Raw genomic sequence first — 12,834 nt, 5'->3', positions numbered from 1 at the left:
GGCTGGGCGCGCCGCATGCCAGGATTGCAGTGCGCGACAAGTAGAAAGATGGCCTTGTTCTGACTGCCCGGGCCGGCCTTGAACACCGTTCCGGCCAGTCCGCGATATTCTGCGCGTTCGCGGCGGCCGAGAGGCTGCCGTACCTGGCCTGGATTCCGGCGTCCCGACCGGAATGACGATCAATGCCCCCGTCCCCGCGCCGCTGCGGGAGCTTAACCTTTGATCTAATGGCAGTGATGGTCCAGCTTAGGAGCGCCCGCGCTTGCTCCTACGCAGGAGCGTGGCAGCCAGAGTGACATCGCGCGCCATCCCGCGTGACTTGCGGCGCGCTACTCGTGTAATATTCTAAGCTTTTGTTTTCACGACGGCGCCGAGCATGCGGTCGGTGTCTCTAAACGTATGGCTGGCTGCGGGCGCGCTGCATCGGCGCGACGGGTGCCGCGGCGGCCAGCCATCAGGTGACTGACGTGGGACATTTCTATTTTTTGCTCGGCCTGGCGGGGCTGCTCCTCCTGGCCCTGATCCTCAGCCTATACCGGCGCTTCGGGCGCCGCGCGCGCTGGCCCTATGTGGCGGATGAGGCGCTGTTCTCGCCGCCCCAGCGCGCCTTTTTGGCGGTGCTGGAGCGCGCGGTGGGCCCGGACTATCGGGTCTATGGCCGGGTGCGGGTGGCGGAGGTGATCGGCCTGCGGCCGCGGCTGGACCGCGCGGCGCGGCGCCGTGCCTATGCCCGCATGGGGGATCGGCAATTCGACTTTCTGGTCTGCCAGGCGGCGACCGGGGCCATCGCCTGCGCGGTGAATCTGGTGCCCCGCTCGCGCCTGGGCCGGGCGGTGCCGCGCGACACCCTGGATCGGGTCTGCGCCGCCGCCGGTCTGCCCTTCGTGCGGCTGCGCGAGGCGGACGGCTATTTTGAGTCGGAGTTGGCGCAGCTTGTCCAATCCGTCATCGACGCACTGCGCCCGCCGGCGCCGGCCCCGGTGCGCCCAGCCGAGCCGGTGCGCCAGGCGCCGGAGGAGGTCCGGCACAGCCTCTCCGAGGTGTCGGTGGACGACGCGCGGGAGCCGCGCTTGCGGCCGGTGCGGGTGCGTCCCAAGGTGGCGGACCAGCGGCCCGCGCCGGTACCGTCCGCCGCCCCCGATCCAGCGCCGACCCCAGAGCAGACCAAGGCGCCCCCGGCGTCCGCCCCGCGCATCGAACCGATCCTCACGGCCCATGGCGACCTGGACCCGGGCCCCGCCTTTCATATCGACGAGTCCCTTGAACACGATGACGAGCCCACGCTGCGGCGGCGGCGCTCTTGACCGCACCCCCGCCTTGCTGCGCCGCAGCATACGGGGGGTAATCCGCCGCCTCTGAGCTCCCGCTGACGCGGGGCCTTCGACCGATGAGCGATTCTGGGAGGGTCTGAAATGCCTGTGTCACTGTTCGGCAATCAGTGATTCGCCGCGGGTGCGCCGCGCCGCCTCGGCCAACCGAGCGGCGTCGGCGTCGCTCGTCGCGTAGCGGCCGATAATTTTGATCGAATGACGGTTGACGCATCGATCCCGATCCACTACTTTTCACCTCGTATCGTCGTTCGCACGCCCCGGCTGCCGACGGCCAGGCGCTGCCGGACCCCCGGGCGCCGCGTAGATTCTTTCCGGCGAGCGGACTTGTGTGTTGGTCGCTCGGCGGGCTCCCTACGATCAATACACAAGAGCGTGAGAGATAGCGATGAGGATCTACGTAGGCAACTTAACCTATAGCGTCACCGACGATGATTTGCGTGAAATCTTCGGCGAGTATGGAGAGCTCGCGAGCGCGGAGGTCATAAAGGACAAATTTTCAGGACAATCCAAGGGCTTCGGGTTTGTGGACATGCCCGACAACGGCGCGGCCGACAGCGCGATCAAAGAACTGAACGAGTCCGTGTTCAAGGGGCGCAAGCTGACCGTCAACGAGGCGCGCCCGCGTGAGCAGCAAAACCGTCCGCGTGGCGGTGGCGGTGGCGGTGGCGGTGGCGGCGGCGGTTGGGGGGGTGGCGGCGGTCGCGACCGTGATCGCGACGGCGGTGGCAGGGAGGGTGGCGGTCGCTACTGATCCAGCACTGGGTGCGAACCGAACGGCGGCACGGGGGTGTACTAGGGCCACCGTGGTCCGCCATGGAGATTGGGCACCTATTCCATCGGGGCGCTGGTTGTCGCCTTGATGGAGCGCAGCGGAATCCAGGTCCCTGCTGCGGGGTCCTGATCCCCAATGTCCCTGCGCGACTTCTGCGTCAGGGATGGTACCTTATACCGCCTACTCTTGCGCGTACTCAAGCCCCGAAGGGGCGCGACATACCAGCCCCGGGGCAACGCCCTGGGTATGACGGATAACAGACCCCAGCCCTCAAAGGGCGTGACATCAGGAGCCCCACCGTTATGTCACGCCCTTTCAGGGCTAGGCCTAATAAACAACGCTAACCCAGGGCGTTGCCCTGGGCTGATATGTTCGACCCCGTTGGGGTCGGCATGCAACATAGGGTGGATGGGGTACTAGGCTACCCCAGCCGCAGGGTCTTCTTGTAGAAGCGCGGGACCTCCTCCGGATCGGCGGTCATCAGGATGTTGTCGAGCAGCCACGCGGGCGCGCGCCCGGCGCGGACCATGCGCGTGAGTTGGGTCTTGAGCCCTTCCCAGTAGAAGTCGCCCCCGGCGGCGCTGTCGAGGAAGACCACCGGGCTGGCCTCGATGACCCCGAGTTTCATGTCGGTGAGCGTGAGCCCGATCTCCTCCAGCGTACCCACGCCGCCGATCAGAAAGATGTGGAAGCTCGCGATCTCGAACCAGCGCTGGCGCGATTGGCGGCTGCGTGCCTGGAAGGTCTGGTAGAAATCGGCGCTCTTGTTGGTCTCCTGATCCATGGTCTCGATGAAGCTGGAGCCGATCAAGAGGCCCTGGCGGCTGGCGATGTCGGTGACCTGTTGCATCGACCCGGGGCCGCCGCCGGTGAGTATGCCGATGTCGTTGCCGAAGAGCCCCTTGAGGTGTTCGATGAGTCGTTCGGTGTGGCCCAGTTCTTGGTCGCTCAGTGGTTTGACCGAGCCATAGATGGCGAAGATCAGGGCTGAACGGAACCGGTCGACCGTATCCGGTTCAGTGAAATAACCCCGCAAGCCCCGAAAGACATGCCGCAGGACGTGGCCGCGGGCCTCGTTACACCAATACACCTTCAGCCCCAGCCCCTCATAGTCTGCCAGGCGACCGTGGTCGCGGTCGGAGAGGAAGACCCCGTGCTCGAAGGCGGTGCGCCGGAAGCACACACTGGCCACCTTGCGGCGGAGCGCCGCGGCGCAGATCTCAGCGTGTTCAATCAGGTTGGGGAAATAGCCGAGCAAGAGGGTTGCCCCGGCGTCGTCCGCGAGTCGATCCAGTGGGGTGGGGCAGGCGTCGCACTGGGGTGTCGTGCCGGCGGCGGCGGCCTCCTCGGCGGTGTGGGGGCGCTCGGGGCTGTCCGGTCGCAGGCACAGCAGGTCAGGTGCGCCGCCGCGCAGCAGGGCCGCCGGGTCGCTGGTCGCGGCCATCAGCCGATGACAGTCCGCGGCCAGGGGCGGCGCGGCCTCCAGCCGGTCGAACACCTGGATGAGCGCCCGGTACTCGGACTCGGCCGCGCTCTGCTGGTCCTGCGGCCCGCCGTGCCAGTAGTGGCGCTGCGGCTCCCGGCGGGTGGCCGGATGGACGGTGGCGGCCACCGTGGGGTTGACGATCAGTTGGTCTGAGCGGTTGATGAATTCCAGATAGATGTTGGTGCCGCGGGTGGAGATCGGGTCCAGCACGGTGGCCTGAAGGTGGACGCCGAGCGCATCGTCGCGGTTCTGCAGGACCACAAAGTGTCGGTGCAGGAACATGGAGCAGGCCGTCACCAGGCCATCCATCGGGGCCAATTCGATATTGGCAACCTGGGTGCGGACCTGGAGGCGGTTGAGCAGTTCCTTGCCATCCGCGTGATAGGCGACCGCGTGGACCTCCTCATAGGCGAGCGGCGTGCGAAACTGAAAGACCTGCTGTTGGGGCCGCAGGATCAGGTAACCGTGGGTGTCCAGCGAAAAGCCGACGGGCACCTGGATCTGGTTGTCCCGAATCAGTGTGTGGATCTCGGTTGAATTGAGCCGGGTATCCTGGGGGCAGAAGACCAGCCGGCCGACCCGCATCCCGGCGACCGCCAGCCGCTCCAAGTGCTCGGCCATCCCGTAGGCCTGGATGGCGGCGACGACCTCCAGGCGCAGGTCGCACGCACACCCATCGAGTACCGGCTCACCCAATGGGGTGATGTTGATTCCGAGCCGCGCCAGGCGGCTGCGCGCCGCGAACACCAACTCCGACTCCCGCCCGCGCACTTGCTCGCAGAATTGGTGGGGGAGGACAAAGTGCGCATCCACCACCAGGGCCTCGCCCTCCCGCCCATGGACGTGGGTGATCCAGCCGTCGTCGGTTTGCGGTGTCGCGTACATGGTGCCTACTCAGGTCGCTGTCCTCACAGGAGCTTTTCGATCGCCTGCGTGACCTTGTTACTCTCCGGCCCGGTGATGCTGGCGAAATAATCGACATAGTTGCCGTTGCGGTCGATCAGGTATTTGTAGAAATTCCACTTGGGATAGGGGGCGCCGGCGGCCACCAGTCGCTCGAACAGGGGTGCGGCGCTGCCCTTGGTCACGCTGACCTTCTCGAACATCGGGAACTCGACCGAGTAGGTGAGTCGACAGAACTTCGCAATCTCCTGCTCGCTGCCGGGTTCCTGCTTCATGAAGTCATTGGACGGGAAGCCGAGCACCACCAGGCCGCGGTCGCGGTACTTGCGATAGAGTGCCTCCAGCCCCTCGTACTGTGGGGTGAAGCCGCACTTGCTGGCGGTGTTGACCACCAGGATGACCTTGCCTCGATAGGCCTCGCAGAGGTCGACGACCTCCTCTCCGGCCAGTCGGCGAACCTTGAGATCGAGCAGGGGCGGGCAGGCGGCAGCGGCCGGCGCGGTGGCCGGCGCCTCGGCGGAAACGCCGCCGCTGATGGCGACCAGGCCGAGGGCGAACAGGGTAGATTTCACGATGGGCGCTCCAGAACGAACAGGGTGTGACCTGTGGAAATGGTGCGTACACCGGAAATTGCAATCGTCCAAGGCGATTGACGCGAAAAACGCGGGGACGCGCGCGGTACGGCCGAGCGGGCCGTGATCGACCTTCCGGCCACGCCGCCCCTCCTCGGCGCTCGTGCCACCGCTCCAGCGGTGGCACGCATGTGTCAGACGCTGTACGCCGCAGGCCCCGACGGCCGACACGGTGATCGAGGCCGCAGAGCGGCAGCGGCCTTGCCTTGTTCACTCCGGCCAGAAGTCCCGGCTCAGGATGTCGTCTATTGAATAGGGGCAGGCCAAGGGAAAGGTATCGTCAATCAGCCCGGTTTCGTCTGCCGCCCATTCCACCGCTTCAGGGTAAGCCTCGCCCAGTTCCTCCACCAGGAAACGACGCAGGCTGGGGGTTTCTTTGAACAAGCGGGCGATGTCATGCTTGAGATTGCGGATGGTCGGTCGGCCGCGCGGATTGCGTCGGCACCCCGTGCCCCCCATGGACCGCGGACGAGAGCAGCAGATAGAAGGAGGGCACCACGAACAGGGTGAAGAGCGTGCCGATGCCTAAGCCCGTCATGATCACCAGCCCGATGTCGAAGCGGCTCACCGCCCCGGGGCCACTGGCGATCAGCAGCGGGACCATGGCGACCAGCATCGCCACCGTCGTCATGAGGATGGGGCGCAGGCGGATGGTCGAGGCGCGCTCCACCGCCTCGCGTCTGCTCAAACCCTCGCGCGTGCGCAATTGGTTGGCGAACTCGACGATGAGTATACCGTTCTTGGTTACCAGCCCGATCAGGGTGATGAGGCCGACCTGCGTATAGATATTGATGCTGGCGAAACCCAGGAATAAAAAGGCCATGGCCCCGGCAACTGAGACCGGCACCGACATCAGGATGACGAAGGGGTCGCGCCAACTCTCGAATTGCGCCGCCAGCACCAGATAGATGATGATGAGCGAGAGGAAGAAGGTGACCTCCAAGGCCGTGCCCTCGCCCTTGAACTGGCGCGACTCGCCCTTGAAGTCATAGCGCACACCCTGCGGGAAGATGGCCTTGGCCTGTTCCTCCAGAAAGGCGAGCGCATCGCCCAAGGTCACGCCGGGCATCTGGACCCCGGAGAGCGTGATGGCGTTCAATTGTTGGAACTGGGTGCGCTTGGATGGCTCCACCTCGTGGCGGATTTTCACCAGTGTACTCAATGGCACCTGTTCCCCAGCACTGTTGCGGATGTAATAGTCCTTCAGTTCGCTCGCGTCATTGCGGAAGCGCTGCTCCACCTGGGGGATGACCTTGTAGCTGCGCCCCTCCAGGCTGAACCAGTTGACATAGTTCTCACTCAGCATGCTGGCAAGGCTCGTACCCAGGTCCGCCATGCTGATACCCATGGCGCCGGCCAGTTCCCGGTCCACCTCCAGCACGGTGCGGGGGCGCTCCAGCTTCACGTCCTTGGAGAGGAACATGAACTTGCCGCTGCCCATGGCCGCGCCCACGAGCTTGTCCGCCAATCCGTCCAACTCCTTGTAATCGCGGTCGGAGACTATCACGAAGTCCACCGGGATACCATTGCCTGGGGTCGGCAGGCTGGGGAGCGGAAAGACCACCGTATTGAGCCCCGCGATCTGCGAGAGCGCCCCTTGCAGCTCGGGCAGGATGGCGTCCTGACTGCGTTTGCGCGCGGCCGCCGGTGCGATCTTGAATCCGCCAAAGACCGAGGATTGGTCCCCGCCGAAGCCGGCCACCAGGAATGAATCCGTGTATTCCGGGATGGCGTCGAAGATGGGAAACATCTCCCTGATATAGCGGATGTCGTAATCGATGGTGGCGGTCTGCGGCGCGGTGCCCATGAAGAACAGGATGCTCTGATCCTCGGTGGGCGCCAATTCCTTCTGCGTCATGCTGTACATGGCATAAATGGCACCGATGACGACCAGCGCCACCAGCAGCGTGAGCGAGGGGAAGGCGAGCCAGCGATGGAGCAGCCCCCGGTAGCCCCTGGCCAGTGACTCAAAGGTGTGCTCGACACGCAGTTCAAAGGCGGATTGTTGCGCACCGGAGCGCAGCACCAGGGCCGAGAGCATGGGCGAGAGTGTGAGTGCCACCACGCCGGAGACCAGGACCGCGCCGGCCAGGGTGAAGGCGAATTCAGTGAACAGTGTGCCGACCAGCCCGCCCATGAAACCGATGGGGGCATAGACGGCTACCAGGGTCGTGGTCATGGCGATGATGGGTAGGGCCAGTTCGCGCGCCCCGTCCACCGCGGCCTGGATATTGGATTTGCCCATCTCCAGGTGCCGATGGACGTTCTCCACCACCACGATGGCGTCGTCCACCACTAGCCCGATGGCGAGCACCATGGCCAATAGGGTGAGCAGGTTGATGGAGAAGCCCATCAGCAACATGAGGAACCCGGCCCCGACGATGGACAGCGGCACCCCCACCGCGGGCACCAGGGCGGCGCGCAGCGAGCCAAGCGACAGGAAGATCACCAGCAGCACCACCAGCACCGCCTCGACCAGGGTCTTGAAGACCTCCCGGATCGACTCATCGATGAAGGCGCTGCCGTCATAGGGCACGAAGGCGTCGAGCCCCTGCGGGAAATCGGCCCGCAGCTTGGGCAGCAGGTCGCGGACCCGCTTGGCGACATCGAGCGGATTGGCCCCGGGGGTCTGCTCCACCGCGATGAAGATGGCGGGGTTGCCCTTGTAGAGCGTGGTGGAGTCATAGTCCGCGGCGCCCAGCTCGACGCGGGCGATGTCCTCCAGACGGACCAGGGTGTCGCCGTCGGCGCGCACTACCAGCCGGCTGAAGTCCTCCACCCGGCTGACATCCGTGGTGGCCGAGAGGTCGATCTGGACCAGGTCGCCCTTGAGCTTGCCAATGCCCGAGAGATAGTTGTTGGCCCGCAGGACCCGCGTCACGTCGTCCCCGGTCACCCCCAGGGCCGCCATGCGCGCCGGGTCCAGCCAGATGCGCATCGCAAAGGTCTTGTTGCCGAGCAACTGCGCCTTGGCCACGCCTTGCAGTGCCTGCAACTGGGGTTGGACCACCCGCAGCACATAGTCCGTGATCTGCGGCAGGTCCATGACCTTGCTGTAAAAGGCCAGGTACATCAGGGCCGTGGAGTTGCCCGTGGTGGAGTCGATGACGGGGTTCTGGGCGGTCTCCGGCAACACATTGATCCGGCTCGCCACCTTGGCCTGGATCTCGGCCACCGCCGCCTTGGGGTCGTAGTTGAGGCGCATGTTGGCCTCGATGACCGAGACCCCGGCCGTGCTGGTGGCGGACAGGAAGTCGATGCCGTCGGCCTCGGCGATGGCCTGTTGCAGCGGCGTGGTGATGAAACCCTTGACCAGATCGCTGCTCGCCCCGGGGTAGGCGGTGGTGATGGTCACCACGGTGTTCTGGGTCTTGGGGTACTGGCGGACCTCCAGATCGATGAAGGCGCGAATCCCTAGGATGAAGATCAACAGGCTCACGACGGCGGCGAGCACCGGGCGGTAGACGAAGATATCGGTGAACTTCATTCGGGCTTGGCCCCGGTCTGGGTCGGCGCCGTCGCCGCGGCCGGCGGCTGATCCGCACCCTTGATCTGGATCGCCTGGTCGTTGGTGAGCTTGACCTGCCCGGCCGAGACCACCCGGTCGCCGGCCTTGAGCCCAGTCACCACCGTCACCTCATCCCCGCGCACCGCGCCGGTCTCGATCTGGCGGCGCTGGACCTTGAGCGTGCCGGCCTGCTCTTCCACCAGGAACACCGAGTCGCCATAGGTGTTGAAGGTGACCGCCTCGCGCGCCAGGGTCAGCACCCGCTCCTGCACCGGCAGGACGGTCTCGACCCGGGCGAACATGCCGGGGCGCAGTTGCACCTTGGGGTTCGCAAAGCGGGCACGCACCTGCACGCTGCGGGTGCCGCGGTCCACCCCGGGTGCAATCGCGGCGATGCTGCCCTGGAATACCGCATCCGGTTGGGCGGCCACCCGCACCCGCACCGGTTGGCCGACTCGGATGCGGCCGATCTCACGCTCCGGCAGGGCATAGTCCACATAGAGCGGGTCCAGCGCCTGCAACAGCACGATGGCGGTGCCCTCCTTCAGAAACTGGCCCAGGTCGACCTTACGGATGCCGAGCTGGCCGTCGAAGGGCGCGCGGATCACCTTCTTGTCGATGGTCGCCTGCTTGGACTTGACCTGGGCGCGCGTCTGGTCGAGCTGGGCCGCCAGGTCGTCGACGTCGCCCAGCGAGACTGCCTTATCTTTCAACAGCGTACTGTTGCGCTTGAGCTTGAGTGCGGCGAGCCGCTCGGCCGCCTTGAGCCCCTCAAGCTCCGCCTGATCCACGTCGTCGTCCAGGCGCACCAGGATCTCCCCCTGGCGCACGGTGGCCCCGGAGTCGAAGCGGATCTCCTTCACCTGGCCGGCCACCTGATTGCTGACCTCCACCCCCTGCACCGCCTGGACCGAGCCCACCGCGTCCAGGGTCGGCTCCCAGCGGGTCTCCCGCACCTGCGCCACCGCCACCACCGGCGCCGGCATCGGCTTGGAGAACATCGCAATCTGGCCCTGGATCTGGCCGTATTTCAGATAGGCCAGAGCGCCGATCACGGCGGCCAGGGCCAAGAGTACCAGGAGGAGGCGTCGGAACATGGGGGGCCTTTGGGGACGAATCGGATCGCAGGGAAGGGAATTATGCGAAACCACATAAGGAATCACAATGATAAGCGGCCAGCTAGCGGTTGCAATAGGTCAGCGAGCGCCACCTTGTCGAGCGCGGCACGGTCGCGAACGGCCGTCCGAACCGGCCGTAACAAGGTCGATTTCTGGGTCGCTCGTGAGGTTAGATGGCGGTGGGGCGCCGCAGCCGTTATCGGATCGCTGCCAGGGGGTGCCAGTCACTACAAATCCGTAGCGCTACGGATTTGTAGTGCTACACTTGCAACACCTTCAGATGGGAGACGACTGGCCCGAGTTTGCCGATCAACTCTTCGCTCACTTGGACGACCACAACGAGGCCCCGCCCTGGTTGATCCTGATCGACGAGTTGCCGGTCTTCGTCGCGGCGCTCCAGGAACGGGGCGGGGCGGCAGCGATCCGGGAGTTCTTGTACTGGCTGCGCGGCATGCGTCAGAAGCACCGGCGCATCCGCTGGCTTTACACTGGCTCCATCGGGCTCGATACGATCGCCCGGCGTAACCAGGTGGAGGGCGCACTCAACGACCTGGACCCCTTCACTCTGGGGCCTTTCGATCCCGAGACGGCCCGCGACTTTATTGCCGACGTGGCCCGCCGGCGCGGCTGCACCTGCTGCGCGAGTGGTGGCTGCGGTACGTGGTGCTTTGAGCCATGGGCGATCTACTGGGTCTTGCCGTCTACAACCCGGCCATCCTGAGCGATGCCGCCTTCCTCGCGAGCTTCGTCGCCCGCGGCGATCTGGTCGAGCGTCTGCTCGGTCGCCTCGCGGAGATTGATTCCTCGGGTCTTGCCTCCCATCACTTGATTCTGGGACAGCGGGGCATGGGCAAGACCAGCCTCCTGCGCCGTCTGGCAATCGGGGTGCGCGACGCCCCGGCGCTGAGCGCGGTGCTGTTGCCCCTGTCCTTCCGGGAGGAGCAATACAACGTCCACAACCTGCACGTCTTCTGGTGCAACTGCCTGGATGCGCTCGGCGATTGGTTCGAGGCCACGGGGCAGCCGGAGAAGGCCGCTGCCGTGGATCGGGACGTGGCCATGTTGAACTCCGGCAAGCCCGACCCTGCTGGCCACAGGAAGCAGCGCTTCCCGTTTCTCGTTCCCACGCTCCAGCGTGGGAATGCCGTGCGGGCGCTCCGCGTCCGGTCTTGGCACTGGACGCGGAGCGCCCGCACTTGCTCCCACGCGGGAGCGTGGGAGCTAGCAGCCTGTCGGACTTGATGGCGTAACCGATTGATTAAACAGGAAAACGACTTTTTGGCGCAAAAGAGGAAACTCTTTGTATTCAATCGGTTGCATCACTAAGTCCGACAGCCTGCTAGAAGGGCGTTCACCAGCTTAGGCATCCCAATGCACATGCCGCATGAACTCCGGGTCGACATCGCGGTATCTCGGGGTGGTGATCGAGGCGCGCAGGTGCTCGATCATGGCCTCCTTGAGTGCAATCTCCTCGGTCAATTCGTCCATGTCATTGCGCTCGCAATCGATACCGCCAGAATAACCCAGGACCGCAATGGGGTCGTATTTGCCGGCTGCGGCGAGCGCCTGGAGGGCACCGAGTCGAATCTCACCCTTCTCGATGGAGACCCGCTGCTGGTCGCGCTTGGCCTCCAGTTCATAGGACTCGTCGGTCAGCTCCTGGATGACCTTGAGGGTGAGAAACTCCCGTTCCTCCAGGTCATTTGTCGGTTCCATCAGGACTTGTTGTCCCTCCTCGACGGCACACTCCAGCCAGCTCACCTCCGCCGCGCGCGAGGATGCAGTGAAGCGCTTTAAGAGGTCCTGGGCCTCGGCGGTAGGCAGATGGGCCAGGGTCATGCAGGCCCGTTCCAGTTCGTTCACGCCGCTCAAGGGCGAGAAGAGGACCTCGGCGAGGCGCATCAGGTCTTCGGGGCTGAAATCTTCCGGGTCTTGAATCGGCATGTGCTCGGTCATGGCGGTGGCTCTCCGGTGGGGGGCGATGGCGGCGGCGGTCTGCACTCGCGGCGCAGAGCGCCTGACACAGGCGTGACACTGCACAACGGTGTCACGAGTCTAGTCCAGAGGAAGGTTCAGCATGGCGGTCGGTCGATCAGCTTGGCCTCGCGAAACCGGCGGATCAGTGCCGGTTTTTTCGCGTGTGCGTCACTCAGACGGGCCATGCGCCCGCTGAAGGCGTCCGGCTGCTGGTCCATTGCTGCCAGGTCGCGCAGGTCTTGCAGCAGGGTGACGGCCTGTCCGTAGCTGCCGGCCTGCCGGGTGCCTGCCGCAGGGCGGCGAGGGGGTGCGGGTGCTCAGAGAGCAGGAGGTCGGCGAGCAGGCTGTCTTTTTCGGCCGGCGGCAGGGCCTGGACCCAACCCGCGATAATGGTGCGCGGATTGGTTCGGCGTCCGCCACCGATTCCACGCCAGCCCCGCCGGTGCTATCGTTGAGCCACGGCCGCCATTGCACCGGCCCAACGCGACCCGAACGGGAGGAATCCTACCCATGCCCACCGTCATCGCCCCACCCGCCGTCGCCGACCACGCGGCGCAGCGCATCCTGCTCGAAGGCATTCCCTGGCAGCGCTTCGAGCAGTTGTCCGCCTGCTTCGAGGACAGCCGCGCCGTCCGCCTCACTTACCTGGATGGGAGCCTGGAGATCATGTCGCCGGTCGGACCAGAGCACGAAACACGCAAGAGAAGCATCAGCTATCTGCTCGATGCCTATTTGACCACGAAAGGGATTCGCTTCTACGGCCGCGGCGGTTTCACCCTGAAACAGCCCGAGCGGGCCGCCGGGGAGCCGGATGAGTCCTACTGCATCGGCTCCGACAAGCCCCTGCCGGACCTGGTCATTGAGGTCGTTATCACCCACGAGGCGCTGAGCAAGTTGCCCCTCTACCAGGGGTTGAGAATCCCAGAGGTCTGGCTCTGGCGCAATAGCGACCTGGAGGTCCATGTATTGGAGCCGGATGGCTACCGCCGCGCCACCCGCAGCCGACTGTTGCCGGACCTGGACCTGGCCCTGCTCGCCGCCCATGCGCGGATGCCGGACCAATACGACGCGGTGCAGGCGTTTCGGCGCGCGATCTCCTAACCTGAG

Annotated in this window: 11 protein-coding genes and 1 pseudogene; 5 read left to right on the top strand and 7 right to left on the bottom strand. The window is 65.3% G+C overall.

Features of this window, described 5'->3' with window-relative positions; all coding sequences use genetic code 11:
* The first annotated feature begins 467 nt into the window (after positions 1-467).
* Both QZX93_RS18225 and QZX93_RS18220 read left to right on the top strand, forming a co-directional pair.
* Positions 468-1,304: a DUF2726 domain-containing protein gene (locus tag QZX93_RS18225; RefSeq protein WP_295392860.1), complete on the top strand. Its 837-nt coding sequence runs from the start codon at positions 468-470 to the stop codon at positions 1,302-1,304.
* A 412-nt stretch (positions 1,305-1,716) separates the two neighbouring features.
* Positions 1,717-1,992: pseudogene (locus QZX93_RS18220) on the top strand (RNA-binding protein); the annotation flags it as partial.
* 532 nt (positions 1,993-2,524) lie between these two features.
* Here the strand turns inward: QZX93_RS18220 and QZX93_RS18215 are convergent.
* The 5 genes from QZX93_RS18215 to QZX93_RS18195 form a co-directional block, all read right to left on the bottom strand.
* A complete protein-coding gene (locus QZX93_RS18215) occupies positions 2,525-4,474 on the bottom strand; it encodes an LOG family protein (protein WP_295392859.1) in 1,950 nt (649 codons plus the stop codon).
* A 23-nt stretch (positions 4,475-4,497) separates the two neighbouring features.
* Positions 4,498-5,064, bottom strand: coding sequence for a glutathione peroxidase (locus QZX93_RS18210; RefSeq protein WP_295392858.1), 567 nt, complete (start codon positions 5,062-5,064; stop codon positions 4,498-4,500).
* A gap of 270 nt (positions 5,065-5,334) precedes the next feature.
* Positions 5,335-5,508: a DUF29 family protein gene (locus QZX93_RS18205; protein WP_295392857.1), complete on the bottom strand. Its 174-nt coding sequence runs from the start codon at positions 5,506-5,508 to the stop codon at positions 5,335-5,337.
* A 10-nt stretch (positions 5,509-5,518) separates the two neighbouring features.
* Entirely contained in the window at positions 5,519-8,611 is a 3,093-nt protein-coding gene (locus QZX93_RS18200; protein WP_295392856.1) for an efflux RND transporter permease subunit, read from the bottom strand.
* Positions 8,608-9,729 carry an efflux RND transporter periplasmic adaptor subunit gene (locus tag QZX93_RS18195; protein WP_295392855.1) on the bottom strand — a complete coding sequence of 374 codons (1,122 nt, stop codon included), beginning with the start codon at positions 9,727-9,729 and terminating at the stop codon, positions 8,608-8,610. The genes QZX93_RS18200 and QZX93_RS18195 overlap by 4 nt, the downstream gene beginning before the upstream one ends.
* 301 nt (positions 9,730-10,030) lie before the next feature.
* Between QZX93_RS18195 and QZX93_RS18190 the strand changes: the two genes are divergently transcribed.
* Together QZX93_RS18190 and QZX93_RS18185 are read left to right on the top strand one after the other, a co-directional pair.
* A complete protein-coding gene (locus QZX93_RS18190; protein WP_295392854.1) occupies positions 10,031-10,471 on the top strand; it encodes a hypothetical protein in 441 nt (146 codons plus the stop codon).
* On the top strand, positions 10,426-10,992 hold the full coding sequence (locus QZX93_RS18185) for a hypothetical protein (RefSeq protein WP_295392853.1): 567 nt from the start codon (positions 10,426-10,428) through the stop codon (positions 10,990-10,992). The genes QZX93_RS18190 and QZX93_RS18185 overlap by 46 nt, the downstream gene beginning before the upstream one ends.
* A 117-nt stretch (positions 10,993-11,109) precedes the next feature.
* On the opposite strand, the gene QZX93_RS18180 is transcribed toward QZX93_RS18185, so the two are convergent.
* Together QZX93_RS18180 and QZX93_RS18175 are read right to left on the bottom strand one after the other, a co-directional pair.
* A complete protein-coding gene (locus QZX93_RS18180; RefSeq protein WP_295392852.1) occupies positions 11,110-11,706 on the bottom strand; it encodes a hypothetical protein in 597 nt (198 codons plus the stop codon).
* A 116-nt stretch (positions 11,707-11,822) separates the two neighbouring features.
* A complete protein-coding gene (locus QZX93_RS18175; RefSeq protein ID WP_295392851.1) occupies positions 11,823-11,945 on the bottom strand; it encodes a hypothetical protein in 123 nt (40 codons plus the stop codon).
* A 292-nt stretch (positions 11,946-12,237) separates the two neighbouring features.
* Here QZX93_RS18175 and QZX93_RS18170 point away from each other — a divergent pair, with 292 nt between their 5' ends.
* On the top strand, positions 12,238-12,828 hold the full coding sequence (locus QZX93_RS18170) for a Uma2 family endonuclease (protein WP_295392850.1): 591 nt from the start codon (positions 12,238-12,240) through the stop codon (positions 12,826-12,828).
* Positions 12,829-12,834 lie beyond the last annotated feature (6 nt).

The sequence above is a fragment of the uncultured Thiodictyon sp. genome, assembly GCF_903946935.1.
GTDB lineage: Bacteria > Pseudomonadota > Gammaproteobacteria > Chromatiales > Chromatiaceae > Thiodictyon.
This window is presented reverse-complemented; position numbering and strand designations above follow the sequence as displayed.

What these genes read in the sequence shown, in the direction of transcription:
- QZX93_RS18175 (WP_295392851.1), bottom strand. Translation starts at nt 11,945, where the DNA reads ATGGACCAGCAGCCGGACGCCTTCAGCGGGCGCATGGCCCGTCTGAGT.
- QZX93_RS18200 (WP_295392856.1), bottom strand. Translation starts at nt 8,611, where the DNA reads ATGAAGTTCACCGATATCTTCGTCTACCGCCCGGTGCTCGCCGCCGTC.
- QZX93_RS18180 (WP_295392852.1), bottom strand. Translation starts at nt 11,706, where the DNA reads ATGACCGAGCACATGCCGATTCAAGACCCGGAAGATTTCAGCCCCGAA.
- QZX93_RS18190 (WP_295392854.1), top strand. Translation starts at nt 10,031, where the DNA reads ATGGGAGACGACTGGCCCGAGTTTGCCGATCAACTCTTCGCTCACTTG.
- QZX93_RS18215 (WP_295392859.1), bottom strand. Translation starts at nt 4,474, where the DNA reads ATGTACGCGACACCGCAAACCGACGACGGCTGGATCACCCACGTCCAT.
- QZX93_RS18195 (WP_295392855.1), bottom strand. Translation starts at nt 9,729, where the DNA reads ATGTTCCGACGCCTCCTCCTGGTACTCTTGGCCCTGGCCGCCGTGATC.
- QZX93_RS18185 (WP_295392853.1), top strand. Translation starts at nt 10,426, where the DNA reads ATGGGCGATCTACTGGGTCTTGCCGTCTACAACCCGGCCATCCTGAGC.
- QZX93_RS18170 (WP_295392850.1), top strand. Translation starts at nt 12,238, where the DNA reads ATGCCCACCGTCATCGCCCCACCCGCCGTCGCCGACCACGCGGCGCAG.